The 23,401-nt window shown below is 68.6% G+C and carries 21 protein-coding genes and 1 pseudogene; 10 read left to right on the top strand and 12 right to left on the bottom strand.

Features of this window, described 5'->3' with window-relative positions; genetic code table 11:
* Positions 1 to 261 precede the first annotated feature (261 nt).
* From G3I71_RS36210 to G3I71_RS36200, 3 genes are all read right to left on the bottom strand, one after another.
* The gene (locus G3I71_RS36210; RefSeq protein WP_164321599.1) at positions 262 to 2,151 is read right to left on the bottom strand and encodes a propionyl-CoA synthetase; all 1,890 of its coding nucleotides are present in this window, start codon (positions 2,149 to 2,151) and stop codon (positions 262 to 264) included.
* 185 nt (positions 2,152 to 2,336) lie between these two features.
* Complete coding sequence (locus G3I71_RS36205; protein ID WP_164321597.1) at positions 2,337 to 3,248, bottom strand: alpha/beta hydrolase; 912 nt, start codon at positions 3,246 to 3,248, stop codon at positions 2,337 to 2,339.
* A 592-nt stretch (positions 3,249 to 3,840) separates the two neighbouring features.
* Positions 3,841 to 4,680, bottom strand: a complete 840-nt coding sequence (locus G3I71_RS36200) for an alpha/beta fold hydrolase (protein ID WP_164321595.1) — start codon at positions 4,678 to 4,680, stop codon at positions 3,841 to 3,843.
* A 131-nt stretch (positions 4,681 to 4,811) separates the two neighbouring features.
* On the opposite strand from G3I71_RS36200, the gene G3I71_RS36195 reads away from it, so the two are divergent.
* Entirely contained in the window at positions 4,812 to 5,420 is a 609-nt protein-coding gene (locus G3I71_RS36195; protein WP_164321592.1) for a TetR/AcrR family transcriptional regulator, read from the top strand.
* A 148-nt stretch (positions 5,421 to 5,568) separates the two neighbouring features.
* Here G3I71_RS36195 and G3I71_RS36190 read toward each other — a convergent pair whose 3' ends face one another.
* On the bottom strand, positions 5,569 to 6,192 hold the full coding sequence (locus tag G3I71_RS36190) for a TetR/AcrR family transcriptional regulator (RefSeq protein WP_164321590.1): 624 nt from the start codon (positions 6,190 to 6,192) through the stop codon (positions 5,569 to 5,571).
* A 148-nt stretch (positions 6,193 to 6,340) separates the two neighbouring features.
* On the opposite strand from G3I71_RS36190, the gene G3I71_RS36185 reads away from it, so the two are divergent.
* The 4 genes from G3I71_RS36185 to G3I71_RS36170 all read left to right on the top strand — a co-directional run bounded on the left by G3I71_RS36185 (position 6,341) and on the right by G3I71_RS36170 (position 10,071).
* Positions 6,341 to 7,336: an NADP-dependent oxidoreductase gene (locus G3I71_RS36185; protein ID WP_164321588.1), complete on the top strand. Its 996-nt coding sequence runs from the start codon at positions 6,341 to 6,343 to the stop codon at positions 7,334 to 7,336.
* A gap of 76 nt (positions 7,337 to 7,412) precedes the next feature.
* Complete coding sequence (locus G3I71_RS36180) at positions 7,413 to 8,279, top strand: alpha/beta fold hydrolase (protein WP_164321586.1); 867 nt, start codon at positions 7,413 to 7,415, stop codon at positions 8,277 to 8,279.
* A 31-nt stretch (positions 8,280 to 8,310) separates the two neighbouring features.
* Positions 8,311 to 9,117, top strand: coding sequence for a strictosidine synthase (locus G3I71_RS36175; RefSeq protein WP_164321584.1), 807 nt, complete (start codon positions 8,311 to 8,313; stop codon positions 9,115 to 9,117).
* Positions 9,118 to 9,237: 120 nt separating this feature from the next.
* Complete coding sequence (locus G3I71_RS36170; protein WP_164321582.1) at positions 9,238 to 10,071, top strand: enoyl-CoA hydratase/isomerase family protein; 834 nt, start codon at positions 9,238 to 9,240, stop codon at positions 10,069 to 10,071.
* 564 nt (positions 10,072 to 10,635) lie between these two features.
* Here the strand turns inward: G3I71_RS36170 and G3I71_RS36165 are convergent.
* The gene (locus tag G3I71_RS36165; RefSeq protein ID WP_164321580.1) at positions 10,636 to 11,349 is read right to left on the bottom strand and encodes an SDR family oxidoreductase; all 714 of its coding nucleotides are present in this window, start codon (positions 11,347 to 11,349) and stop codon (positions 10,636 to 10,638) included.
* A 167-nt stretch (positions 11,350 to 11,516) separates the two neighbouring features.
* On the opposite strand from G3I71_RS36165, the gene G3I71_RS36160 reads away from it, so the two are divergent.
* On the top strand, positions 11,517 to 12,101 hold the full coding sequence (locus G3I71_RS36160; protein ID WP_164321578.1) for a TetR/AcrR family transcriptional regulator: 585 nt from the start codon (positions 11,517 to 11,519) through the stop codon (positions 12,099 to 12,101).
* Positions 12,102 to 12,206: 105 nt separating this feature from the next.
* On the opposite strand, the gene G3I71_RS36155 is transcribed toward G3I71_RS36160, so the two are convergent.
* Positions 12,207 to 13,169, bottom strand: coding sequence for a LysR family transcriptional regulator (locus G3I71_RS36155; RefSeq protein WP_203732286.1), 963 nt, complete (start codon positions 13,167 to 13,169; stop codon positions 12,207 to 12,209).
* Between the two features lie 131 nt (positions 13,170 to 13,300).
* Here G3I71_RS36155 and G3I71_RS36150 point away from each other — a divergent pair, with 131 nt between their 5' ends.
* Both G3I71_RS36150 and G3I71_RS36145 read left to right on the top strand, forming a co-directional pair.
* On the top strand, positions 13,301 to 14,461 hold the full coding sequence (locus G3I71_RS36150) for an iron-containing alcohol dehydrogenase (RefSeq protein ID WP_164321576.1): 1,161 nt from the start codon (positions 13,301 to 13,303) through the stop codon (positions 14,459 to 14,461).
* A gap of 68 nt (positions 14,462 to 14,529) precedes the next feature.
* Positions 14,530 to 15,540 (top strand): enoyl-CoA hydratase/isomerase family protein, encoded by a 1,011-nt coding sequence (locus G3I71_RS36145; protein WP_164321574.1) that lies wholly within the window; start codon positions 14,530 to 14,532, stop codon positions 15,538 to 15,540.
* 259 nt (positions 15,541 to 15,799) lie between these two features.
* Here the strand turns inward: G3I71_RS36145 and G3I71_RS36140 are convergent, their stop codons facing one another.
* A complete protein-coding gene (locus G3I71_RS36140) occupies positions 15,800 to 16,813 on the bottom strand; it encodes an NADP-dependent oxidoreductase (RefSeq protein WP_164321572.1) in 1,014 nt (337 codons plus the stop codon).
* A gap of 115 nt (positions 16,814 to 16,928) precedes the next feature.
* On the opposite strand from G3I71_RS36140, the gene G3I71_RS36135 reads away from it, so the two are divergent.
* Positions 16,929 to 17,438, top strand: coding sequence for a helix-turn-helix domain-containing protein (locus G3I71_RS36135; RefSeq protein ID WP_239149543.1), 510 nt, complete (start codon positions 16,929 to 16,931; stop codon positions 17,436 to 17,438).
* 89 nt (positions 17,439 to 17,527) lie between these two features.
* Here G3I71_RS36135 and G3I71_RS36130 read toward each other — a convergent pair whose 3' ends face one another.
* The gene (locus tag G3I71_RS36130) at positions 17,528 to 18,115 is read right to left on the bottom strand and encodes an ABATE domain-containing protein (RefSeq protein ID WP_343243168.1); all 588 of its coding nucleotides are present in this window, start codon (positions 18,113 to 18,115) and stop codon (positions 17,528 to 17,530) included.
* Between the two features lie 64 nt (positions 18,116 to 18,179).
* Here G3I71_RS36130 and G3I71_RS36125 point away from each other — a divergent pair, with 64 nt between their 5' ends.
* On the top strand, positions 18,180 to 19,052 hold the full coding sequence (locus tag G3I71_RS36125; protein ID WP_164321570.1) for an alpha/beta fold hydrolase: 873 nt from the start codon (positions 18,180 to 18,182) through the stop codon (positions 19,050 to 19,052).
* Positions 19,053 to 19,236: 184 nt separating this feature from the next.
* On the opposite strand, the pseudogene G3I71_RS36120 reads toward G3I71_RS36125, so the two are convergent.
* The 4 genes and pseudogenes from G3I71_RS36120 to G3I71_RS36105 form a co-directional block, all read right to left on the bottom strand.
* A pseudogene (locus G3I71_RS36120) lies at positions 19,237 to 19,719 on the bottom strand (MFS transporter); the annotation flags it as partial.
* A gap of 28 nt (positions 19,720 to 19,747) precedes the next feature.
* On the bottom strand, positions 19,748 to 21,223 hold the full coding sequence (locus tag G3I71_RS36115) for a class I adenylate-forming enzyme family protein (RefSeq protein WP_164321568.1): 1,476 nt from the start codon (positions 21,221 to 21,223) through the stop codon (positions 19,748 to 19,750).
* A 35-nt stretch (positions 21,224 to 21,258) separates the two neighbouring features.
* Complete coding sequence (locus G3I71_RS36110) at positions 21,259 to 22,182, bottom strand: alpha/beta hydrolase (RefSeq protein WP_164321566.1); 924 nt, start codon at positions 22,180 to 22,182, stop codon at positions 21,259 to 21,261.
* A 5-nt stretch (positions 22,183 to 22,187) separates the two neighbouring features.
* On the bottom strand, positions 22,188 to 23,156 hold the full coding sequence (locus G3I71_RS36105; protein ID WP_164321564.1) for an enoyl-CoA hydratase/isomerase family protein: 969 nt from the start codon (positions 23,154 to 23,156) through the stop codon (positions 22,188 to 22,190).
* Positions 23,157 to 23,401: the final 245 nt, after the last annotated feature.

Genomic DNA, 23,401 nt, shown 5'->3' with positions numbered 1-23,401 from the left:
GCTGAGGGCAGGGGCCGGCAGTAGGTGTGATCAGCCGAGCGGGAGGACCGGGCCGTCCTGCTTGGGGCCCGATGGGGACCCGTCATGACCCCTGCCGGCCGAGCTGTGTCGGCGCGATCTATGGAATTACAATCGTAATACTATGCGGATGTGCGGGCAGTTGCAAGCAGAAGTCGGCAGTCTGCGGGGCCTCCGAGTTGGTGAGCCGCACGGCACGGTCCGGAAGCTCGCCCGTCGTCGACCGGGCTGCGGGTCAGCCGTTCACGCGGTTTGGCCAGGGCGGCGGAGAACAGGGCGCAGGGCCTCGATGACGCCTGGGTCGTCCACCGTGGAGGGGATGGGTTCGTCACGGCCGTCGGCGATGCCGCGCATCGTCTTGCGCAGGATCTTGCCCGAGCGGGTCTTGGGCAGGGCGGCCACGACCGCGACCTCTTTGAGGGAGGCGACGGCGCCGATGCGTTCGCGTACGAGCTGGACGAGTTCGGACTCGACCTCGCCCGGTTCGCGGTCGACGCCGGCCTTCAGGACGACGAAGCCGCGCGGTACCTGTCCCTTGAGTGCGTCGGCGACGCCGATGACGGCGCATTCGGCGACGTCGGAGTGGGCGGCCAGGGCCTCTTCCATGCTGCCGGTGGACAGCCGGTGTCCGGCGACGTTGATGACGTCGTCGGTGCGGCCCATGACGAAAACGTAGCCGTCCTCGTCGATGTGGCCGCTGTCGCCGGTGAGGTAGTAGCCGTCGTAGGCGGAGAGATAGGAGGCGATGTAGCGGTCGTCGTCCTGCCATAGCGTGGGCAGTGCGCCGGGCGGCAGGGGGAGCCGTACGACAATTGCGCCGTCGACGCCTGTGGGCACCGGTTTGCCCGAGGGGTCGAGGACACTGACGTCCCACCCTGGCAGCGGGAGGGTGGGGGACCCTGGCTTGAGGGGGGCCGCCTCGATGCCCACCGGGTTGGCGACGATGGGCCAGCCGGTCTCGGTCTGCCACCAGTGGTCGATCACCGGGATGCCCAGCAGGGCGCTCGCCCAGTGGTAGGTCTCGGGGTCGAGGCGCTCACCGGCGAGGAAGAGGTGGCGCAGACCGGTCAGGTCGTGGCCCGCAGTGAGCGTTCCCTTCGGGTCTTCCTTGCGGATGGCCCGGAACGCGGTGGGCGCCGTGAACATGGTCTTGGCCCCGTACTCGGCGGCAACGCGCCAGAACTGGCCCGCGTCCGGGGTGCCCACCGGCTTGCCCTCGTACAGCACCGTCGTCGCGCCGGCCAGTAGGGGTGCGTAGACGATGTACGAGTGCCCGACGACCCAGCCGACGTCGGAGCCGGTGAACATGGTCTCGCCCGGGCCCACGTCGTAGACGGCCCCCATCGACCAGTGGAGGGCCACCGCGTAGCCGCCGCAGTCACGCACGACTCCCTTGGGCTTTCCGGTGGTTCCGGAGGTGTAGAGGATGTAGAGGGGGTCGGTGGCGGGGACGGGAACGCAGTCGGCCGGCGTCGCGGCTGCGACCAGGTCGGCCCAGTCGAGATCGTCGGGCCCCAACTCGGCTGTCTCCTGTGGGCGTTGCAGGATCACGCTCTTCTCCGGCTTGTGGGCCGCGAGTTCGATCGCCTGGTCGAGGAGAGGCTTGTAGGCGATGACCCGCTTGCCCTCGATGCCGCAGGAGGCGGAGACGACCACCTTGGGGGCCGCGTCGTCGATGCGGAGGGCGAGTTCGCGCGGGGCGAACCCGCCGAAGACGACCGAGTGGACCGCGCCGATGCGTGCGCAGGCCAGCATCGCGATCGCGGCCTCGGGGACCATCGGCATGTAGATGACCACGCGGTCGCCCTGTCCCACGCCGAGCTGTGCGAGCGCTCCGGCGAAGGCCGCCACCTCGTCCCTCAACTGCGCGTAGGTGTATGTGCGACGGGTGCCGGTCACGGGAGAGTCGTGGACGAGCGCGGGTTGCTCGCCCCGGCCGGCTTCGATGTGCCGGTCGAGCGCGTTGAAACAGACGTTGAGCCGTCCGTCGGGAAACCAGCGGTAGAAGGGTGCGCCCGAGGAGTCCAGAGCGCGTTGTGGAGCGACATCCCAGTCGATGCCCTCTGCCGCCTTCAGCCAGAAGCTCTCCGGGTCCTCGGTACTGGAGCGGAAGACGTCCTCGTACGTTCCCATCGCGCACTCCTTTGTGGCATCGAGGGACGGTGGTGGGGCTGCGTGCGGAACGGTGTCGGACACATGTACCGCATGCCGGCGGGCATGGTCGAGCAGGATGCCGGAGACCGGCGGACCGGTCGCCGGCATGGCGGTGGTGCGGCGGCCCGGCCGTCGACAGGACCGTCGTCAGGTGCCGCTTCTGCTCACGTGCCGAGGTGCTTGCGCAGCCACTGACCCATCTGCTGGATCGCCTGGTCCACCTCGGGTACGCGCCCGGCGCCCAGGACGAACGAGTGCTGCCCTTCGGGCAGCGGGTGCACCTCGGAGGTGACCTTGAAGTCCGCGAGGCGGCGGCCGAGTTCGGCGCCGTCGTCGGCGAGGGTCTCGTACTCGCCGTAGTGGACGGTCGTGGGCGGCAGGCCGGTCAGATCGGCGTTCGCGATGCTGATCGAGGGGTCGGCGAAGTCCACCGAGGGGTCCTGCAGCCAGGCTCCTCGGAAGAGTTCGAGGGTGTTCCTGCTGAGCATCTTGTCGTTGTCTTCGTTCTCGTCCACCGACGCGTTCTGGATGGTGAGGTCGGTCCACGGTGAGACGCTGACGATCGCGCCCGGGGTTGCCTCCCCCTTCGCGAGCAGGCGCAGCGGGAGCATCACCGCGAGGGTGCCGCCGATCGAGTGGCCCGTGCTGCCGATGTTCCGCGGCTCGTAGCCCTGCGAGAGCAGCCAGCGGTAGGCCGTCTCGGCATCGTCGAGCTGCGCGGGGTAGGGGTGTTCGGGTGCCAGGCGGAAGTCCACGACGAGCGAGCGGGCGCCGGCGGCCTTGGCGATGTGGCCGGCGGCCTTGCGGTCCGAGTGCATGGAGGCGGTGACGGATCCGCCGAAGTGGAAGTGGAGCAGCGCCTTGTCGGGGTCGGCGCCCTCGGGGATGGCCCACAGAGCGGGGACGCCGCCCGCATCCACCTCGGCGTACGTGACGCCTTCCGGCTCGGTCGACGCCTTGTGGTTCGAGTCGACGATGTCGCGGATGACGGCCAGGTCGAGGCCGGGTGTCGACGACTTCGCGCTCACGCTCGCGAGGAACTCCGCGAACTCGTGTGCCTCTGGGCTTACTCCCATGGTGCTGCTCCTTGTCGGGCGGGTGCCGTGCCGCGTTCCCCCGCGGCGGGCGGGTCGAGGTACTGGTCATGACGCTAGTGGCTGAGTATAAGAAAGTAAACTCAGAAGGTCGGAGTCACCTGATGGATGCGCGGAGCCCATGACGGGGCATCGGGCATGGATCCTTCAGGGCGCCTGCCGGGCGGGTCGCGACCTGTGGGCCGGACCGCCCGGGGGCCGGTGGGGCGAGTGCGTGCGACGCGCCTGTGGGCGGCGTCCGCGCCGGCGATCCGGGGATTCTGCCGCCGCGTCCAGGCTTGGCTTCGGGGCGGTCGCGTGGCGGTGGGTGCGGGCGCGACCGCCGGGCGCCACTGCGCCCGGCCTGCATCGCGCGGGCTTGCCCGCCTCGGCCGGCCGTACCGGTAGGCCTGTCGGCTTGCCGGGCAACTGGCAGGCCGACGGGATTAGCGGCGATCCGACCGCCGGACTGTCCTGTGTCTGCGACCGTGGAGGCGCAAATGACTTCATGGATGAGAAGGCGCGCTTGTCGCAGTCCTGGGACCCGTTGGGCTGGGCCGTCATTGCGCACCAGGCATCAGCGACTGCACGAGTGCTACTCCTCGAGGAACTGAATGGCGTGCTTCAGGAAGCGCTCGGGGTTCTGGAACTGTGCTCCATGCCCGGCATCGGGGTAGATCAGCAGTTGCGCGTCGGGGATGTTCTGGGCGAGGTGCCAGGAGTTGATCGAGGCGATCATCACGTCGTTCTCGCCGTTGAGGACCAGCGTCGGCTGGGTGATCGCGTTCAGGTGGGCGTAGGGGTTCTCGCCCGGCAGCGGTTCCGCGTAGGCCATGGTCGCTTCGAACTGCGCCTGTGCGACCGCGGGCGAGCTCGGCGGGTCCTGGTCGGCCCGCTGGTGGCGGCGCTCCCAGAAGGCCTTGCCCGCTTGCTTCGCGGCTTCCGAGCGGCCGAAGAACAGGAAGAGGAAGTCCTCCAGGGTGGGGACCGGGTTCAGGGCGTACTGAGGCACCTGGGGGTCACTTGTCGGGTCCCCGCCTCGGAGGCCGGTGCCGAGCAGGAGGAGCTTGCGTACCAGCTGGGGGTGGCGCAGCGTGACCTCCTGGGCCTGGAAACCGCCGAGCGAGAAGCCGAGCAGGTCGACCTGCTCCAGCCCCAGTGCGCGGATGACCGCGGCGATGTCGTCGGCCATGTCCTCCATCCGGTTACGCGGCGTGCCCGATGACGAGGCGACGCCGCGCCCGTTGAACAGGATGACCTCACGACCTTCGGCCAGGCCGTCGGTGAGCAGCGGGTCCCAGTTGTCCATTCCCCCGCGGAAGTGCTGGATCAGGAAGATCGGGACGCCGGAAGGCTTGCCCCAGCGGCGGTAGGCGAATCGGTCGCCGTCGACCTCGATGTACTGAGTCGGTGCGGTCACATGTGTGTCACTCATGGCCTGAGCCTTTCTGGAGGGGATGAGCAATACGATGACGGTCATCATCTAAAAAGTCAACCCTTTTGATGTCGATCGACATCTATGTATGCTGAACCGTCGAGCATCGACCGAGGAAGGGACGGCTGGACATGCGGGTCACCAAGGCGCAGGCGGAGCAGAACCGGGCCCACATCGTCGCGACAGCCTCCAGGCTGTTCCGTGAGCGCGGCTATGACGGTGTCGGCGTGGCAGAGCTGATGGCGGCCGCCGGGTTTACCCATGGCGGGTTCTACAAGCACTTCCGCTCCAAGGCCGACCTGATGGCCGAGGCGTCCGCGAGCGGGCTCTCACAGACCGCGGCGCGGGCGGAAGGCCGGGACCCCGCCGAGTTCGTCGAGCTCTACGTCTCCCGGGAGCATCGCGACGGGCGCGGTGACGGCTGCACCATCGCGGCCCTCAGTGGCGACGCCGCACGCCAGCCGGCGGACATCAAAACAGAGTTCGCAGCCGGGATCGAGAACCTGCTGACGGCCCTCCAGGCTCAGAGTGATACGCCGGGGGATGCGGACCAGCGCGCGACCCGCACCATGGTGATCGACATGCTCGCCCACTCGGTCGGCGCGATCATGCTGTCGCGCGCATGCCCGGACGGTTCTCCGCTGGCAGACGAAATCCTCGATGTCTGCCGCGAGGAGATTCTCGCGTCACTGACACTCGGCAACGTCGACGGGTCGGAGGCGGGGGGCCCGGAAGCCTGACCGCAGCCAAGTGGTCTTGCCGAGTTGCGCGGCGCGGATCGCGGTGACGTACTCGCTGTTCCGGCGCCGAGGATGATGACGTCGTAGTGCGTGCTCATGACGTGCCCCCTTTCCCGAGTGCTCGATGGTTGGCTCGTGGAGCGAGTGGTCATGCGGCGCGGTGGTGGGGCGTCAGGGTGGCGTGGATCTGGTCGCGGATGTCGGCGAGGACGGCTTCGTCGCTGCGGTGCAGGTACAGGGTGGCGGTGGTGCTGATGTGGATGATCGCGGTGATCACCCGCGCCAGCGTCGCCGCGTCGGCGGCGCCGATGTACTCGTTGCGGACGAGTAGGCCGGTGATGCCGTCCTCGAGGTGGCCGGCAAGGGTGAGACCCGCCTGCCGGTAGGGCTCGGCCGGGTCGCCGAAGACGAGTTCGTGCAGGTATGTGCGGCCGTTCTCGATGTGCTCTCTCAGGCACTCCATCACGGGACGGATGAGAGCGATGACCGGCTCCAGCGTGCCCTGTCCGACGGTGGCGTTCGCGGCGGCGAGGCCGACGTCGAGGGCGGCGGCGAACTTCTCGTTCTGCACCATGATCAGCAACTCGGCCTTCGTGGACGCGTACAGGTAGAGCGTCCCGATCGCGACATCGGCCCGGCGGGCGATCTGCTGCGTCGTGACCCCGCTGACGCCGTGTTCGGCGAACAGGTCGCGGGCTGCGGTCATGATGCGCTCGCGCTTGGCCTGTTTGGCCAGCTCGCGGCGCCCGATCGGCATGTGGCCGCGTCCCATGGGGACCTCCCTTGACAATAATTCTGAGTGCATTCATAGTTGAGTGTACTCGGGTCGATCGGTCGGGGCGAGACCCGGATGCCGCACCGGGTTGGCTGATCTCATCGCAAACATGGATAAATAAGACAAATTTTAGGAGTGGCGCCCCATGAGAGCGTTCGTCGTCACCAAGTACAAGGAGCCGCTGCAGGAGGCGGACGTCCCCGAGCCCACCGTGGGGGAGCACGACGTGCTGGTGCGGGTTCAGGCCGCCGGGCTCAACCCGCTGGATGAGAAGATCCGCGCCGGTGAGTTCAAGCAGATCCTGCCCTACAAGCTGCCGCTGATCCTGGGCAACGACGTCGCGGGCACCGTCATCAGCGTCGGGACGGCGGTTCGCGGCTTCAAGCCCGGCGACGAGGTCTACGCCCGGCCCCACCAGAACCGCATCGGCACCTTCGCCGAACGCATCGCCGTCGCAGAAGACGACCTGGCGCTCAAACCTGCCTCGGTCAGCATGGAAGAGGCCGGCTCACTGCCGCTGGCGGCGCTCACGGCGTGGCAGGCGCTGGTGGAGCGCGGGAAGGCGCGGCCCGGGCAGAAGGTTCTCATCCACGCCGGCGCGGGCGGGGTCGGTTCGATCGCGATCCAGCTCGCCGCGCACCTCGGTGCGAACGTCGCCACCACCGCCAGCGGTTCCAACGCGGACTTCGTGCGCGCGCTCGGCGCGGACACGGTGATCGATTACCGCACCCAGGACTTCGAACAGCTCCTGACCGGCTACGACCTGGTGCTGGACAGCATCGGTGGGGAGACCCTCGAGAAGTCCCTGCGGGTCCTCAAGCCCGGCGGCAAAGCCATCGGGATCGCCGGGCCCCCGGACCCCGCGTTCGCCCGCGAGGCCGGCCTGAACCCGCTGCTACGCCTCGCGGTCACAGGCCTGAGCGGCAAGATCCGCAGGCAGGCCAAGAAGCTCGGCGTGACGTACGAGTTCCTGCTCATGCGCGCCAGCGGCGACCAGCTCCGCCAGATCACCACCCTCATCGACCAGGGCGTTGTGCGCCCGGTCGTCGGCAAGGTGGTCGGCTTCGACCAGACCCCCCAGGCGCTGCAGTCCCTGTCCCAGGGCGGCATCCGCGGCAAGGCCGTCATCGGCAACAGCTGACCCAGCTCACCCCGCCGCAACCGCGACGGGCGACACAAAACACACAGCGACACAGAACACGCAAGGAGAATTCGTCATGAGCAGCACAGGCACCCCGAACGACGCCGTCATCACTTCCTACGCGAAGGCCCCGGCCCGCACCGTCAACGCCGGCGGCGTCACCTACGCCTACCGCGAGCTGGGACCGAAGGGCGGCATCCCCGTCGTCTTCTTCGTCCACCTCGCCGCGACCCTGGACAACTGGGACCCCCGCATCATCGACCCCATCGCGAAGGGCCGTCACGTCATCGCCTTCGACAACCGCGGTGTCGGAGCGTCCACCGGCCAGGTGCCCGACAGCGTCGAGGCGATGGCCGACGACGCCTACACCTTCATCAAGGCGCTCGGGTTCGACAAGATCGACGTCTTCTCCTTCTCCCTCGGCGGCATGGTCGCCCAGGCCCTGGTGGTCAAGCACCCCGAGCTCGTCCGCAAGCTGGTCCTCACCGGCACCGGGCCCAAGGGCGGCAAGGACATGGACAAGGTCGCCGGAGTCACCTACTACGACATCCTGCGCGCCACCCTGACCCGCTCGGACCCCAAGGAGTTCCTGTTCTTCAACCGCAACGCCACCGGCAAGCCCGCCGCACGCGCGTTCGTCAACCGGCTCAAGGAGCGCACCGTCGACCGCGACGCGGACATCAAGACCAAGGCGTTCCAGACACAGCTGAAGGCGATCAAGAAGTGGGGACGCTCCACCCCCGACAACCTGTCGACGATCACACAGCCCACCCTGATCGCCAACGGCGACAACGACCGCATGGTGCCCTCGGTCCTGTCGGAGGACCTGCACCGGCGCATCAAGGGCAGCGAGCTGATCATCTACCCCGACTCCGGGCACGGCGGCATCTTCCAGTACCACCAGGAGTTCGCCCCCGTGGCGGTCGAGTTCCTCGCCCCGTGACCACCACCTGACCAGGAAAAAGGGCAACACCATGAGCACGTCACCGGCCGCCGCGCCCCGGGAAGTGAAGAAGCCCCTCACCTCCTCGATCCTGCTGTGGGTGCGCATCGACCAGCCCCGCCAGAAGGGCATGGACCACTGGAAGGGCCCGCACTCAGGGATCATCTCCGCCACCCCGGGCCTGGACGAGTACCGCCAGATCCACCTTGCCGAGCACAACCCGGGCCGGTGGCCGGCCACCGACGGGGTCCAGACCGCGATCCCCGCCGACCGGAAGATCGACGGCGTCGCAGAAGTCACCTTCCAATCGGCGCTCGCACCCCTGAAAGGGCGCAAACAGACAAAACTGGCCTACGCCGACGAGATCAACGTGTTCCGCCGCACCCTGCTCTACACCGGCCCGCCGAACTCCTCGCGGTGGTACGACGTCGCAGGCCCCGGAGAGACGGTCGGCGCCCGCACTCTCATCTACCTTCGCCGCAGGGACGGCGTCGGCGCCGGCGCCTTCCGGAAGTTCGTCAACGAACAGCTCGCCCCCGCGCTCGCCGGCACCGGAGTACTGAAGGAACTGCGCACGCAGACGTTCCTGCCCTGGATCGAAAAGCTCTGGGACACCCCGCACGTCGCCCACGACAACCCCCAGGACCAGCGCTTCCACGCCTCGGTCAGCCTCGGGTTCACCGACACCGCGGCACGGGACGCCTTCTTTGCCGGCAACGCGATCGGTGACCTGTCCAGCCGGCTGGCACCGCAGGTGTCCGCGATCCACGCCTACGACGTCACCGCCGCCCTCACCTACGTCAAGAACGGCGTCATCCTCCCGCACTACGAGGAGTGAGCGGCGCGCAGACGGAATGCGGGACCGCCGGATCTGCTCGGCAGATCCACCGCCCCGGCTTCCTGGCCCTCCTTGCGCCCCCGTCGCCATCTGTTACCCACCACCCATCTGGAGCCAGCCATGAGCGAGCAGCAGAGCACCATCCAGTACGAGCGCACCTCACCGCAGATCGCGAAGATCACCTTCGCCAACCCGCCCGTCAACCTCATCGCCGGCGAGACCGTCCTGCGCCTCATCGAGATCGTCCAGGAACTGGCCACCGACCCGGACATCCAGGTCGTGGTGTTCGACAGCGCCACCCCCGACTTCTTCTACAACCACTTCGACCTGGCCGCCGCCGCCGACTTCCCCGCCTCCGAGGACCCGGACGCGGTGCCGGCCTGGACGAATCTGGTCCTGGAACTCTCCAAAGCGCCGTACGTCACCATCGCGGCCATCCGGGGACGCACCCGTGGCGGCGGGAACGAGCTCGCCCTCGCCCTCGATCTGCGCTACGCCAGCCGTGAGAAGGCGATCTTCGGACAGCCCGAGGTCGGCAGCGGACTGCTGCCCGGCGGTGGCGGCAGCGAACGCCTTCCCCGGGCCATCGGACGCGACCGCGCCCTGGAAGCCATCCTCACCAGCGACGACTACGACGCCGACACCGCCGAGCGTTGGGGCTGGGTTACCCGCGCCCTCCCCGACAGCGAACTCGACGCCTTCGTCGGCACCGTCGCCGCCCGGCTCGCCTCGTTCGACCGCACCTCACTCGCCTCGGCCAAAGCCCAGATCAACCGGGCATCCCTGCCCCCGGACGCGGACCTGGTCGCCGCGTACGGCGAGTTCGCCCACTCCCTCACCCTCCCCGGTTTCCTCGCCCGGGCCGCAGGCACGCAGGCCGTCGTCGAACAGGCCGGCATCGACTTCGAATACCGCCTCGGGCACTACATCGGCCTCGCCAACCAGCAACGCTGACACCCGGCAGGAATCGAGGACGGACGCAGCCGATGCCGCGTCCGTCCTCGTTTGCCGCGGGGCCCACCTGATTTCCGAGGTCTTCGGCACCGTGGTCGACTGGCGCACCAGCATCGTGGGTGAGATCGAACGCGTCGGCGCCCTCTCTGGCCACGGACCGATTGGCCAGGACTCACGACCCAGTGGCGCAGCCTGTACCCGCCGACGCTGCTGTGAGTGGTGGCGGGGGAAGTGCCCCGGCGGTCGCTGGACGAACTACACCGGATGATGCGCGGACGAGTGCGTGCCGAGCATGGCCTGACCAAGGCTTCACCGACACCGACCGGGCCGAACTCGCGGGGTGCCTGGCACCACCTGAGCCCGTGGCCCGACAAACGCGATGGTCTGTCACCACGGTGGCGCCCCGCTGCTGATCGGGCTGCTGCCGGATCGACCGCCGATGTCATCCACCGCTCGACGGCCGTGACGGTGCAACCCTTCTCGACACCGGCAGGCTAACTGTTCGAACGTCATGGATTACGGGGTCCCGACGTGAAGAGGCCGCATCGGGACCGAGGAACAGGCTCAGGCGTTCGTGCCGCGCAGGTCCGGGTAGAGCGCCTCGACCGGGCCGCTCAGAGCTGCCTTGACCCCCTGGGTCAACTCGTCGGCCAGGACCTCGTACTCGCCGGCCTCGACCGCGTCGTAGACCGTCGTCACCAGCTGCGTCGGCAGCATCTTGGGGCCGTCGGCGTGCGCGGCCATACCGGTGTCGACGTAGCCCATGTGCACGCCTGTGACGTGGACGCCCTTGGGGGCGAGTTCGATGCGTAGCGAGTTGGTGGCCGACCAGAGTGCGGCCTTGGACGCGCTGTAGGCGCCGCCGAAGGCGTACCAGCTGGCGACGGAGTGCACGTTGATGAGGATCGAGCCCTGCTTGGCGGTGAGGATCGGTGCGAAGGCGCGGGCGAGGAGGACCGGTCCGAAGAAGTTCGTCTCCATGTTGGCCCGGATGTCCACCTCGGTGACGTCCAGCAGGCTCGCGCTCGGCGGGGTGGCGCCCGCGTTGTTGACGAGGACGGTGACGTCCGCAGCGGCGGTGGCGGCCGCGGTGATCGACGCGGGGTCGGTGACGTCAAGGGTCAGGGGGATGATGCGTTCGTCGTCCCAGGCGCGGGGGGTGCGGGCGGTGGCGTAGACCTTGGCGGCGCCGCGAGACAGGGCCTCGTGGACGAAGTGGGTGCCGATACCGCCATTGGCACCGGTGACGAGGACGACTGCGCCGTCGAGAGAGGGCATGGGTTCCTACTTTCCAAGGGGGATGTGAAGTACGTGGCTGCGCACGGATGGAGCAACGACACGTCGCCCCGCGATGGGAGAATGAACGGAGCCACATTCGAGCCCACATGATATTGAGTACAATCATAACTGATTGCAGTCGAAATCTATTCCTGGAGGACGCGACCATGCCTGTCGGACGGCGCGAGCGGAACAAGCAGGAGAAGTTCGACCGCATCGTCGCTGCCGCGACTGAGTTGTTCGCCGAACACGGCGTCGATGAGGTCACGACCCAGCAGATCGCCGACAAGGCCGACATCGGCACCGGGACCCTGTTCCTTTACGCCAAGACCAAGGGCGAACTCCTCCTGCTCGTGCAGAACGCCAAGTACGCCGAAGCACTCGAGCAGGGCCTTGCGGACGCCGAGACCGTCCCGGGCGTGCTGGACGCGGTGATGGCGATCGTCCGGCCGATCGTGGAGTGCAACCGCATCCAGATCGACAACGGACGTACCTACCTGCGAGAGATGGTCTTCGGCGACCCCGAGGAGCCCCGGCACGGCGCGGCACTCGCCATCGTCGCGCAGACCGAGGAGGCCGTCGCCGCCGTGCTGCGCCGAGACGAGCGGGTCACGGAGGGTGACGCCGCGACGCTGGCACACATCGTGTCCGCCGTGATGTTCCTCAGCATGGCGGTGAGCGTGAACATCGGCTTGAGCGTCGAGGAGCTCCTGCAGGACATCCGCAGGCAGGTCGACGTCCTGCTGCCTTGAAGCACGGCCGCCTCCGCCCCAGGCGATCATCAGGATGGTTTTCGGCTACGCCATGGCTCTGATCCTGACCGCCGCGACCAGGCGGCGGCTGTAACTCGCCGGCGTTTACTCCGGAAGCAGTTCATCGGCCCGTTCGGCGACCTCTTGCCGTAGCGCGGCCCACAAGGCGCGCACGGCGGCGTGTGTCACCGCTTCCCGGCGGACGGCCAGGGTGATGGGGAGCCGGATGTCGATCTCGTCGGGGAGTAGTCGGCGCAGTTGCGTCCGCTGAGTCAGGAAGGCCGGCAGGACGCCGATGCCGGCTCCCTGCCGGGTGGCTTCGAGCTGGGCGAAGACGTTCGTCGAGGAGAACGCCGGGGTCATGCCGGGAAGGTGGCGTTCGATGTCGAGGTCGCCGACCTGCAGCATCGACTCGATGTAGAAGATGAGCGGGTGCTCGCGCAGCTCGGCCAGCGACTTCGGCCGGCCGTACTTGGCCAGGTAGTCGTCGCAGGCGTAGAGACCCAGCGTGTAGTCGGTGAGGTGCTCGGTCACCAGGCGGCTGCCGGCGGGAACGCCGATCACTACGGCGAGATCGAAACCGGACGGGCGCAGGGCGAGCTGCCGTGTCGCGGTGATGAGTTCGACCTGGAGCTGGGGATGGTGGCGGCGCACCCGTACCAGGGCGGGCGTGGCGAAGGCGGTGCCGAAGCCGTCGGGCGCGCTGACGCGCACCGTGCCGTGCAGGGACGGCGAGTCCTGGCCCTCCACGGTGTCGACGACGCGGTCGACGGCCTCCTCGATCACGCGCGCGCTGTCCGAGATGGCTCTTCCGATCTCCGTCAGTGACCATCCGTCCGGGCCGCGCTCGATGAGGCGCAGGCCGATGCTCTTCTCCAGTGCGGCGACACGGCGTGACACGGTCGTGTGGTCCACCCCGAGCGCGTCGGCGGCCGTCACCAGGCGTCCGGTACGGGAGACCGCGAGCAGGTAGCGCAGGTCATCCGCGCGGAGTCTGCGCGGATCGATGGAGCGGGGCGAGCCGGCCGGCCGTGGAGCGGGGCTCTCGTCCGGGGAGCGGGGATGCACAGTCCCACCGTATCTGCGTTTCTGCACAGTCGGTGTGCGCCATTGGTGGTTGTTTGCACACGGTGCGGGGCCGCACAGTCGGGGCAGCGGGCGCGACACCCCCGTTCCCCGTTCTTGCCGAAAGGGCCGCCATGGTTGCCAGCCTTTCCCTCCCGCGGATCCTGCGCGTCGGCGGCGGTGCCGTCGGCGAGCTGGGTGACGTCGTCGCAGAGCTGGGCCTGCACCGCCCCTTGCTGGTGACGGACGCGTTCCTTGCCGGGACGGGTGTGGCGGAACGCCTGATGTCGACGCTGAGGGATGCCGGGCTACAGCCGTGCCTGTTCGCCGGCACCGTCCCGGATCCGACGACCGACTCGCTCGAGGCGGGCCTGGCCGTGCTGTGGGAACACGGGGCGGACTCGGTGATCGGGTTCGGCGGTGGCAGCCCGATGGACACCGCCAAGGCCCTCGGCCTGCTGGGCGTCCAGGGCGGCCGGATGCGGGACTACAAGGCCCCGCACACCAGCCTCGGCCCGGCGCTTCCGGTGATCGCGGTCCCGACCACCGCGGGCAGCGGCTCGGAGGCCACCCAGTTCACCATCATCACCGACAGCGCGACGGACGAGAAGATGCTCTGCCCGGGGCCGGCGTTCCTGCCGGTCGCCGCCGTCGTCGACTTCGAACTGACCCTGTCGATGCCCGCTCGGTTGACCGCCGACACCGGTGTCGATGCGCTTACCCATGCCGTCGAGGCGTACGTGAGCCGCAAGGCCAATCCGTTCGCCGACGGCCTCGCCCTGAACGCGATCCGGACCATCGGCCGCCACCTCCGCCGCGTCTACGCCGACGGGGCGGACACCGGGGCTCGCGAGGCGATGATGCTCGCCGCGACCCAGGCCGGCATCGCCTTCTCCAACTCCAGCGTGGCGCTCGTGCACGGCATGAGCCGCCCGATCGGCGCCCACTTCCACGTCGCCCACGGTCTGTCGAACGCGATGCTCTTCCCCGCGGTGACCGCGTTCTCCGTGCCTGCCGCCGAGAGCCGGTACGCCGACTGCGCCCGCGCCCTCGGAGCCGCCACCGACGGCGACAGCGACACCTTGGCCGCCGATAAGCTCGTGGAGGCGCTCCGAGCCCTGTGCCAGGATCTTGAGGTGCCCACCCCCCAAGCCCACGGCATCGACAAGGACGAGTGGTTCCGCCTGTCGCCCCTCATGGCCGAGCAGGCGCTCGCGTCCGGGTCCCCCGCCAACAACCCCGTCGTACCCACCGTGGACGAGATCCAGGATCTCTACGCGCAGATCTACGCCTGACATCCGACGAGTGAGGAACCGTGATGGCCACGACAGCCAGGTCCATGCGGAGTGCGAGATGACGAGCCATGACTGATACCGCTGAGGTCGAGGTTCTCATCGACGTGCACCGAGGCGTGGGCCGGATCCTGCTGAACCGGCCCAAGGCGCTCAACGCCCTGACGACGAGCATGGTCGGCGCCATCGACGGCGCATTCGCCGCATGGGAGCACACCCGCCTGTCCGCTGTGCTGATCGCCAGCACCAGCACGAAGGCGTTCTGCGCCGGCGGAGACATCCGCACGATCCAAGAGCACAGCCTCGCCGGGGATGCCGAGGGCAGTGAAGGGTTCTTCGCCTCCGAGTACCGGCTCAACGCCCGGATCGCCGAGTATCCCGTCCCGATCGTGTCGCTCGTCGACGGCCTCTGTATGGGTGGCGGTCTGGGGCTGTCCGTCCACGGCGGCTTCCGCGTCGTCACCGAGAGCGCGGTGCTGGCGATGCCCGAGACCGGGATCGGGTTCTTCCCGGACGTCGGGGCCAGCTACTTCCTGCCGAGGCTGCCCGGCGCGATCGGCATGTACCTGGGGCTGACCGGGCACCGGCTCGACGTGGCCGACGCCCTGTACACGGGGCTGGCCACACACTTCGTCCCCAGCGACCGGCTCGCCGGGGTCGCGGACGCTTTGGCCGACAGCCCCGGTGACCCGGTGGACGTCGTCCTGAACCGTCTTGCCGGCCGTTCCCCGGTGGCGGAGAGCAGGCTGGCGGACGTACGCGGTGACGTGGACTGGGCGTTCGGTGCGCCGACCCTCGGCGAGATCGAGAAACGCCTGCACCACCTCGACACCCCCTGGGCCGCAGCAGCGCTGGCCGCCCTGGAGGCGGCCTCGCCGCAGAGCCTGGAGATCACTCACGCCTTGCTCGGGCGGGGCAGGCAGTCCACGTTGCGCGAATGCCTCGCCATCGAACTTGCTCTCACCCGCACGACCATCCGCACGCCGGACTTCCTGGAGGGCGTCCGTGCGGCCCTGGTCGACAAGGACCGCAGTCCCCACTGGCAACGTGCGTCGCACGGCGGAGGGACGCTGCAGTCCTGAGTAATTCCGCGGGGTCGGGAGGGACGCGGAGCCGTCCACGGCGCCGGTGCGTGGTCGATGCAAGCCTGTCAGAACCTGTCCGTCATGAGCGTCGATGACCGCGAGCCGTAAGGGGTTTCGCCTGGCGCGGTGAAATCTCCGTCTCTCCGCCTCGGCGGGCTCGCACAGGCGCGGTGGTTCGGAGTCGTGACCCAGCCTGACGCGCAACGGGTGCGAGGTATCGACCACAGCTGGGGCGGCGTAGCGGCCCGGCCTGATCTCAGTCGCCGTCGGGCACCATCGAGACCACGACCTTGCCGGCCTTGGTGCGGCCCTGCTCGACGTACGCCATCGCCTCGAGCGTCTGGTCGAACGGGAAGGTCCTGTCGACGACCGGGCGGAGCTTCCCGCTGTCGTAGAGGGCGCTGAGCTTGCGCAGCTGGGAGCCGTCGGCCTGCATGAAGAAGAACTGGTAGCGCACGCCCAGCGCCTTGGCCTGCTTGCGGACCTTGCGGCTGAGCGTGTTCATCACCAGGCCCATGAACGAGGGGGCGCCGAGCTGCTTGGCGAACCCGGCGTCCGGCGGGCCGACGACACCGATGGCCAGACCGCCGGGCTTCAGCACCGTCAGGGACTTCTCGAGGTTCGCCCCGCCCAGGGAGTCCAGCACCAGGTCGTAGCCGGACAGCTCCTTCGAGAAGTCCTCCTTGGTGTAGTCGACGACGATGTCGGCGCCGAGGCTCCTGACCAGCTTCTCCGTGTCGGTGCTCGTGGTCGTGGCGACGGTGGCCCCGAGGTGCTTGGCGAGCTGGATGACCGTGGAGCCGAGGCCACCGGCACCGGCGTGGATGAGCACCTTCTGCCCCGGCTTTACGTGGGCCCGGTCGACGAGGATCTGCCAGGCGGCCAGGGCCACCAGCGGCACCGCGGCCGCCTCTTCGAAGGTGAGTGAGGCCGGCTTGGGCGAGACGTCGTCCTGGTCGATCGCGATGAACTCCGCGAAGCCGCCGATCCGCAGGTCGCGCGGACGGGCGTAGACCTCGTCGCCGACCTTGAAGCCGCGCACGGCGGAACCGACCCGGGTCACGACGCCGGCCACGTCGTGGCCGAGCACGAACGGGGGCTTGTACTTGAGGAGTTGCTTGAACTCTCCGTTGCGGACCATCTTGTCCAGCGGGTTGATGCTGGCGGCGCTCACTCTGACCAGGACGTCGCGGTCCCCGACGGTGGGCTCGGGTACCTGTGAGGCGCGGGCGCCGTCCTTGCCGTACTTCGCGACGACGAATGCCTTCATATCGGCCGGCTTTCTGCGAGGCCCCGCTTCGCGTGCGCGGCCGGGTTGATGTGCCAGTTGCGACGCTACTCGCTGGGTATAGGAAAGTAAACTTAGACGAGGTTAGTATCACCCCATGGATGTATGGACCGAAGCTCTTCAGGACTCCGGCATGGACCACCGTCTCGACCGGGACACGTCGAACTGCTCGATCGCGCGGACCCTTGAGGTCGTGGGGGAGAAGTGGACGATCCTGATCCTCCGCGAGGTCTGGTACGGCTCGTCCCGCTTCGGCGACTTCGAACGCGTCCTGGGCTGTCCTCGCAACCTGCTCGCGGCGCGACTCCGGATGCTGGTGGAGGAAGGGATCCTGGCCACCGAGACCTACAAGGAGCCGGGTGCGCGGAGCCGACCGAAGTACGTGATCACCCCGAAGGGCATGGATCTCGTGCCGGCCGTGATGGGGCTCCTGCAGTGGGGCGACCGGTATCGCGCCGATCCGGAGGGGCCGGCCGTGCTGACGCGGCACCGTGGGTGCGGCGCGCACGTCAACGTCCACGTCCGCTGCGAACAAGGCCACTCCGTGCGGGAGGAAGACATCGAGAGCGTTCCTGGGCCCGCTTTTCGCATGAAGGCCGCCGAGTGAGCTGAACGCGGTTGCGTCGGGCGACCGGCGCGACGTCGCTGGCTGTCGACGAGGGTGCCGGGTGGAGGGCCTCAGCCTCTCGGGGTGTGCTAGCTCCGTCTGGCCCGGGCCTGGTGGAGGCGGACCTTGGTGCGGTTGCCGCAGCGCGCCATGGAGCACCAGCGGCGGTTGTGGGCAGGGGAGCGGTCCAAGAAGCGCAGGGCGCAGGTGTCCGCGCCGCAGACGCGTACGCGCCGGATCTCGGCGGACAGAAGTAGATCGACGGCATCCTGAGCGACGAGCGCTAAGGCGACCGCGGGGTCGGTGGCCATGTTCGTGGTGCCGGCAGGCTCCAGGCGTCCGTCCGTGACGGCGATCTGCAGGGCGGGGCGCGGGGCCTCTGCTGCTGATCGGTTGAGCACCATGATGTCGTCGGCTGCCGGCAGACGGCCGTCGGCGCCCGCCAGCACGGCCCGGTTGACGGCCTCGCGCAGTCGGCGGCCCGACGCCAGGGCGGCGGCGGTGGCGGAGCGCGGAGGGTCCGGTGCGAGCAGCCCGGCTTCTTGAAGCCAGAGGACCAGGTCGCCCGAACTCTGCAGTGTCTCCACCGGCGGTGTCCGCCAACGGTTGCGCAGGGTGTTGACGAGGTCCAGGCAGACCCGCCCGCCGTCCCAGATCCATATGCCGTCCGTTGCCACGTCCCTATTCTGCACGTTAGCTTAACCATCTAAGAGGGTTAGTGCGTGTGAAGGAGGCGGATCCATGGGACAGCCGACAGTGGCGACCGGAGTGAGTCAGGTGGACGGGGTCCGTCTGCACTACCTCCGCGCGGGATCCGGCCCTCTGCTCGTCCTGCTCCACGGCTGGCCGCAGACCTCCGACTGCTGGCGGCCAGTGCTGGCGGATCTCGCTGCCGACCACACCGTCGTGGCACCCGACCTGCGCGGCTACGGACTGAGCGACAAACCCACCACCGGCTACGACAAACGGCGCATGGCCGCCGACATCGCCGGCCTCGTCGAAGTGCTCGGCTTCGAGAAGGCCGCGGTCGTGGGGCACGACCGCGGCGCGCGGGTGGGGCACCGCTGGGCGCTGGACCGCCCGGAGCAGGTGGAACGGCTGGCCGTGCTCGACATCGTGCCCACCCGGGAGATGTTCCGCCGCCTGGACGCCTCGCTTGCCTCCGGATACTGGCACTGGCTGTTTCAGATGCAGCCCGATCTGCCCGAGCGGCTGGTGGGGCATGACATACGGGGGTATCTCGAGTACTTCTTCGAGCGGTGGACCTACAACCGCCACGGACTGACACCCGATGCAGTCGACGGGTACGTCCGCGCCTTCTCCCGTCCGGGTGCCATGCGCGCGAGTTTCGACGATTACCGGGCCATGGAGCAGGACATTGCGCTGGACGACATCGACGCCTCCGCGGGGCGCCGCCTCGCCATGCCGGTGCTGGCGTTGTGGGGTGCCGCGGGGCTGCCGGCCCGCTTGCCGACGCTGGAGATCTGGCGCGACTACGCGGATGACCTCACGGGTGCCGAGATCCCGGAATGCGGTCACTTCATCCCGGAAGAACAGCCGGAGGCGCTGTTGGCGCACTTGCGCCCGTTCCTGGCCGGAGAGACGAACCGCTGACGCCGTCGCGGTGACGGACATTACGTCCCTCCGGAGGGTGCGCACCGGCCGCATGGGCAAGTCGTCGGAGGGGCTTCGGCCACGGTGCGATGCCCCCGCGTGCGGCGAATGAGCTTGAAGCGTGAAGGACGGGAGCGCCGGGGGGTGGCCCAGCTGCAACAGGCTGGGCCACCCGGCGTGGAGCTCAGATTGCGACCGATACGCCGGCCGGAGCGTCTTCCGTGGCAAGGCCGTCAGCTGGGCCGTCAGCCCCGTGCCGCCGGGGCATCAGGAGAGCCAGGGCCGCCCGCAGGCCAGGTCGACCGCACCGGCACCGACCCAGAGCGCCAGCACCAGCCCGTCCACGAACAGCGAGGCCGATTCATAGCCGCCCTGCGCGGAGAACACCGCCGCCGGCGATGCGACGCCTGTGCCACCGCCTCGCCTCGCGGATCGCGTTGTTGGCACCGGAGGCTATGCCCTGCTCCTCCGGGCGGACCGTGCTCATGACGAGGTTCGCGCTGGGAGCGACGAACATACCCATGCCGATTCCGCAGACGATCAGCGCCGGCAGAAGCGAGGTGTACGACACCTGCGGCTCGACGGCCGGCGCCCAGAGCTCCAGGCCCACCGTGTTCAGGGCCATGCCGACTGTGATAACGGGAGCGCCGCCGATGCGGTCGGACAGGTGCGGCCCATAACCTCAACTGTGCTGATCAGGACCCTGCAGGGACGGCGGTGTGGCCTGCCCGCAAGGAGCCTTTGTCGATCTTGCCGACCGCGTTCTTCGGGATGGCTTCCACCACGACGTATGAGGCCGGGCGCTTGAAGCCGGTCAGGCTGCGCGCGCAAAGCGCTTCGAGCGCCGCGGGGTCGACGGTCGAACCAGGCCGGGGCTGAACGTAGGCGACCACCACCTCGCCCCACTTCTCGTCGGGTACGCCGATCACTGCGGCCTCGAGGACCGACGGGTCGCTCGCGAGCACGTCCTCGATCTCCTTGGGGTAGATGTTCTCCCCACCACGGATGATCATGTCTTTCGAGCGTCCGACCAGGGTCAGATAGCCCTCGGCGTTGAGGTGGCCCACGTCGCCCGTGTGCAACCAGCCGTCGACGACGACCCGGGCCGTGTCGTCCGGACGGCCGAGATAGCCGCGCATGATGTTGGGGCCCCTCAGGACGACCTCGCCGTCCGTGCCCGGCGCCGCCTCGTTACCGTCGGCGTCGAGGATCCGGATCTCCTGGCCGGGGAAGGGAAGCCCCACGGTTCCCGCGCGACGGGGTCCCGCGACGGGGTTGATGGTGGAGCCGCAGGTTCCTTCGGAGAGCCCGTACCCCTCGACGAGGGGAAAGCCGTACCGGGCCTCGAACCGGGTCAGCAACTCGGCGGAGGCAGGTGCGGCGCCGCAGACCGCGAACCTCACCGACGATGTGTCGGGCCGAACGTCGTCAGGGAGTGCTGCGAGCATGCTGTAGATCGTCGGGACGGCGCTGAAGAAGGTGGGGCGCTCCTGTTCGACGAGGTCGAAGAAGCGGTAGGGGTCGAACCGGCGGCCCGCGATGACGACACTGGCGCCGGCAAGAAGCGGCGTCAGGATGCTCACCACGATGCCGTTCACGTGGAAGAGCGGCAGGATCAGCAGGCAGCGGTCGCTCGGCCCCAGCTCGAGAGCCTGGCGTCCCATCTCCACCATGGCGTCGATGTTGGCGTGGTCGAGCATCACGCCCTTGGGCACCCCGGTCGTGCCGCTGGTGTAGATGAGGAGAGCCAGCGCGGACGAGTCCGGACGCGGCGCCTGATCCCACTCCGGCGCCTGATGTTCGCGCAGTTCACCGACGGTGAGTGTGGTCAGGCCTGCCGTGGTTTCCGAATTGTCCTCGACCACGAGCAGGCGCGCACCGGAGTCCTTGAGCTGCCGGACCACTTCGACATCGGTCATGCTCGGGTTGACCGGCGTGATGGTGGCGCCGAGCCGCCAGGCGGCGAACAGCAGAAGGACGAACTCGACGCGGTTCGTCAGCTTGAGGGCGACGACGTCACCGGGACCGATTCCGAGATCGTGGAGCTGGCGCGCCGTCCGGAGGACGCCGCTCAGCAGTTGGGCGTTGGTGAAGGACTGCCGCCCGTCCGAGACCGCGGCCCCCTGGGGGTCGACCTCGGCTCGGCGATCGGGCAGAGAAGCGAAATTCATGGCGGGCATACCTGTCTCGGTGTGATGCGATCCGGTCAAGTCGTCGACACGGCGGGTGCCGGGTCCAGCTGGCGGGAGAGAAACTGGATCTGGTCGCGAACCAGTTCCTCGAACGTCTCGCCGGTGTAGAAGTCGAAGTGACCGGCGTCGTACCGCTTGATCTCTCCCTGGGGCGCGGTGCGCGCGTATCGCAGGGTCTGGGCGGGAGGTGTGACCGAGTCGGTGTTGCTGACGCAGAAGAGGATCGGCATGGCGACCTTCTTCGCGGCCCGCCCGGGCCGGTAGCCGGCGATGGTCGGGATCACGCGTGCCGCGACCTCGTTGCGGAACGTCTTCCCGGGTGGCTGCAGCGCCTGGTATCCGGGGAGGGCGTCCGGAGCGTTCATGAGGGCCGGTGAACCGGGGGCGGCGGCGATCGGCACCATCGCGGGCGCCTTGCCGCGCACTCTGGCCGTCAGGTCCCGGGCGAGCACCGGAGTCATTCTGAGTGAGGCGAGCGGGCCGAGCGCGAGCGCGGAGGCGAGACCGTCGGTGAACGGGCACTGGGCCACGGCCGCGCGCAGTTCCGGATGCCGGGAGGCGACGGTGATGGCGTGGCCGCCGCCGAAGGAACTGCCCCACACCGCGACGCGTGCGCGGTCGACATCGTGGCGTGTCCTGACGTAGGCGAGGGCGGAGTCCCAGTCGGTCAGCTGACGCCTGATCGACAGGAGCTGGCGAGGGTGGCCGCCGCTGTCCCCGAAGTGTCGGTACGTGAAGGCCAGGGAGGCGATGCCGGCCTGCGCGAAACGCTCGGCGAAGGCGTCCAGGCGCATCTCGCGGGTGGCGCCCAGGCCGTGCCCGAGTACGACGACGGGCGGGGAGACGACACCTGTGGGCAGGTAGAGCCAGCCGGCGCAGGTACTGTCGCCGGAGGGGAAGGTGACGTTGTGCCGGATGAAGGGCTGCGGAGCGGTCATGTCGGTCACCGTCCATTCGCCGGGCGGCGCCCGGGCACGCTGCCCGAGGCGAGCGCCTGCGCGTACGTGTCCGGGCTGTAGAGCGGGAGCTCGCCGGTGGCCTCTGTCGTGTCCTGGTAGTCGAGCATCAGTTCCTGCCCCTCCTTGGACATGACTCTGGCGAAGAACTCGGCGCGTTCGACGTGCAGACCGTCCTCCAGCGACATCGAGCCGCCGAAGTACACCGACCGCTTGGCGGCCTCGACCGACCCCTTCGGCCGCTTGCCGAAGCGTTCTGCGAGTTCGATGGCCTGTGCGACCACCTTGTCCTGCGGAACGACCTGGTCGACCGCCCCGTTGGCGAGAGCCTCCGCAGGCGTGAAGGGCCTGCCTTCGAGGATCGCGGCCAAGGAACGGTGGGTGCCGATCAGGCGGGTCAGCCGTTGGGTGCCGCCTCCGCCCGGGATGATGCCGAGGAGGATTTCCGGCTGGCCGATGAAGAAGTCCCCGTCGGCCATGACCCGCAGATCGCATGCCCAGGCGAACTCCGCGCCGAGGCCGAGAGCCGAACCGTTGAGGGCGGCGACGAAGAGGACACCGCTGCGGTTCATCCGGAGGAAGGTCGTGTGCAGGTGCTCCAGTTGGAGGGCACCTCGCATCGGAGTCTTGCGCATCAAGGTGCCCAGGAGACGAGATCGGTCCACGTGCTTTGCCATGCGCACGACGGCGGCGGCCCCACGGCGGCCGACGGTAGGGCTGGCTGCGCCCTCTTCTTGAAGCCATCGGACCGCGGCATGGCTGACGAACCGTTCGGGATGCGCCCCGGTGAAGACGACGGCACGAATGTTCGGATCGCGGTCGGCCCGGTCCACCAGTTTGTCCAGTTGGGTGGAGATGTCGAGGCCGAACTCCTGGTGCGGGCCACCGTCGACACGGACGATCAGGACGGCTCCCCGGTCCTCGATCTTGAGATGGCCCTTGTCTTTGTACGGCATGAAGTCTGCTCCCGTGCTGAGTTCATGGAGGGGTGGGAAAGTGCGTGGGGACAGTTGCGGCCGCGTGTGGCAGTGACGAGGTCGGGATCGCCCCGGGGGTTGTGTCCGCGCAGGCGGCATGAGACTGGGCAGCGCGTGACGACGTGTCCAGAGACGTACGCCGTGTCCGTGACGACATGTCGCCCACGATGTGTAACATTGCCGTGAAGAGTTAGATAACCAAGTTATTTTGAATGTGTCAACGG

Source organism: Streptomyces sp. SID12501 (genome assembly GCF_010550245.1).
Classification (GTDB): Bacteria; Actinomycetota; Actinomycetes; order Streptomycetales; family Streptomycetaceae; genus Streptomyces.
The sequence above is the reverse complement of the archived record's forward strand: the minus strand, read 5'-3'. Positions and strand labels throughout refer to the sequence as shown.

Excerpts from the sequence above, each read along its gene's own strand:
- G3I71_RS36180 (WP_164321586.1), top strand. The coding sequence starts at position 7,413 with ATGAGCAGCACAGGCACCCCGAACGACGCCGTCATCACTTCCTACGCG.
- G3I71_RS36110 (WP_164321566.1), bottom strand. The coding sequence starts at position 22,182 with ATGACCGCTCCGCAGCCCTTCATCCGGCACAACGTCACCTTCCCCTCC.
- G3I71_RS36150 (WP_164321576.1), top strand. The coding sequence starts at position 13,301 with ATGGTTGCCAGCCTTTCCCTCCCGCGGATCCTGCGCGTCGGCGGCGGT.
- G3I71_RS36145 (WP_164321574.1), top strand. The coding sequence starts at position 14,530 with ATGACTGATACCGCTGAGGTCGAGGTTCTCATCGACGTGCACCGAGGC.
- G3I71_RS36170 (WP_164321582.1), top strand. The coding sequence starts at position 9,238 with ATGAGCGAGCAGCAGAGCACCATCCAGTACGAGCGCACCTCACCGCAG.
- G3I71_RS36200 (WP_164321595.1), bottom strand. The coding sequence starts at position 4,680 with ATGAGTGACACACATGTGACCGCACCGACTCAGTACATCGAGGTCGAC.
- G3I71_RS36125 (WP_164321570.1), top strand. The coding sequence starts at position 18,180 with ATGGGACAGCCGACAGTGGCGACCGGAGTGAGTCAGGTGGACGGGGTC.
- G3I71_RS36160 (WP_164321578.1), top strand. The coding sequence starts at position 11,517 with ATGCCTGTCGGACGGCGCGAGCGGAACAAGCAGGAGAAGTTCGACCGC.
- G3I71_RS36140 (WP_164321572.1), bottom strand. The coding sequence starts at position 16,813 with ATGAAGGCATTCGTCGTCGCGAAGTACGGCAAGGACGGCGCCCGCGCC.
- G3I71_RS36185 (WP_164321588.1), top strand. The coding sequence starts at position 6,341 with ATGAGAGCGTTCGTCGTCACCAAGTACAAGGAGCCGCTGCAGGAGGCG.
- G3I71_RS36165 (WP_164321580.1), bottom strand. The coding sequence starts at position 11,349 with ATGCCCTCTCTCGACGGCGCAGTCGTCCTCGTCACCGGTGCCAATGGC.
- G3I71_RS36105 (WP_164321564.1), bottom strand. The coding sequence starts at position 23,156 with ATGCCGTACAAAGACAAGGGCCATCTCAAGATCGAGGACCGGGGAGCC.
- G3I71_RS36205 (WP_164321597.1), bottom strand. The coding sequence starts at position 3,248 with ATGGGAGTAAGCCCAGAGGCACACGAGTTCGCGGAGTTCCTCGCGAGC.
- G3I71_RS36210 (WP_164321599.1), bottom strand. The coding sequence starts at position 2,151 with ATGGGAACGTACGAGGACGTCTTCCGCTCCAGTACCGAGGACCCGGAG.
- G3I71_RS36175 (WP_164321584.1), top strand. The coding sequence starts at position 8,311 with ATGAGCACGTCACCGGCCGCCGCGCCCCGGGAAGTGAAGAAGCCCCTC.
- G3I71_RS36190 (WP_164321590.1), bottom strand. The coding sequence starts at position 6,192 with ATGGGACGCGGCCACATGCCGATCGGGCGCCGCGAGCTGGCCAAACAG.
- G3I71_RS36115 (WP_164321568.1), bottom strand. The coding sequence starts at position 21,223 with ATGAATTTCGCTTCTCTGCCCGATCGCCGAGCCGAGGTCGACCCCCAG.
- G3I71_RS36195 (WP_164321592.1), top strand. The coding sequence starts at position 4,812 with ATGCGGGTCACCAAGGCGCAGGCGGAGCAGAACCGGGCCCACATCGTC.
- G3I71_RS36135 (WP_239149543.1), top strand. The coding sequence starts at position 16,929 with ATGGATGTATGGACCGAAGCTCTTCAGGACTCCGGCATGGACCACCGT.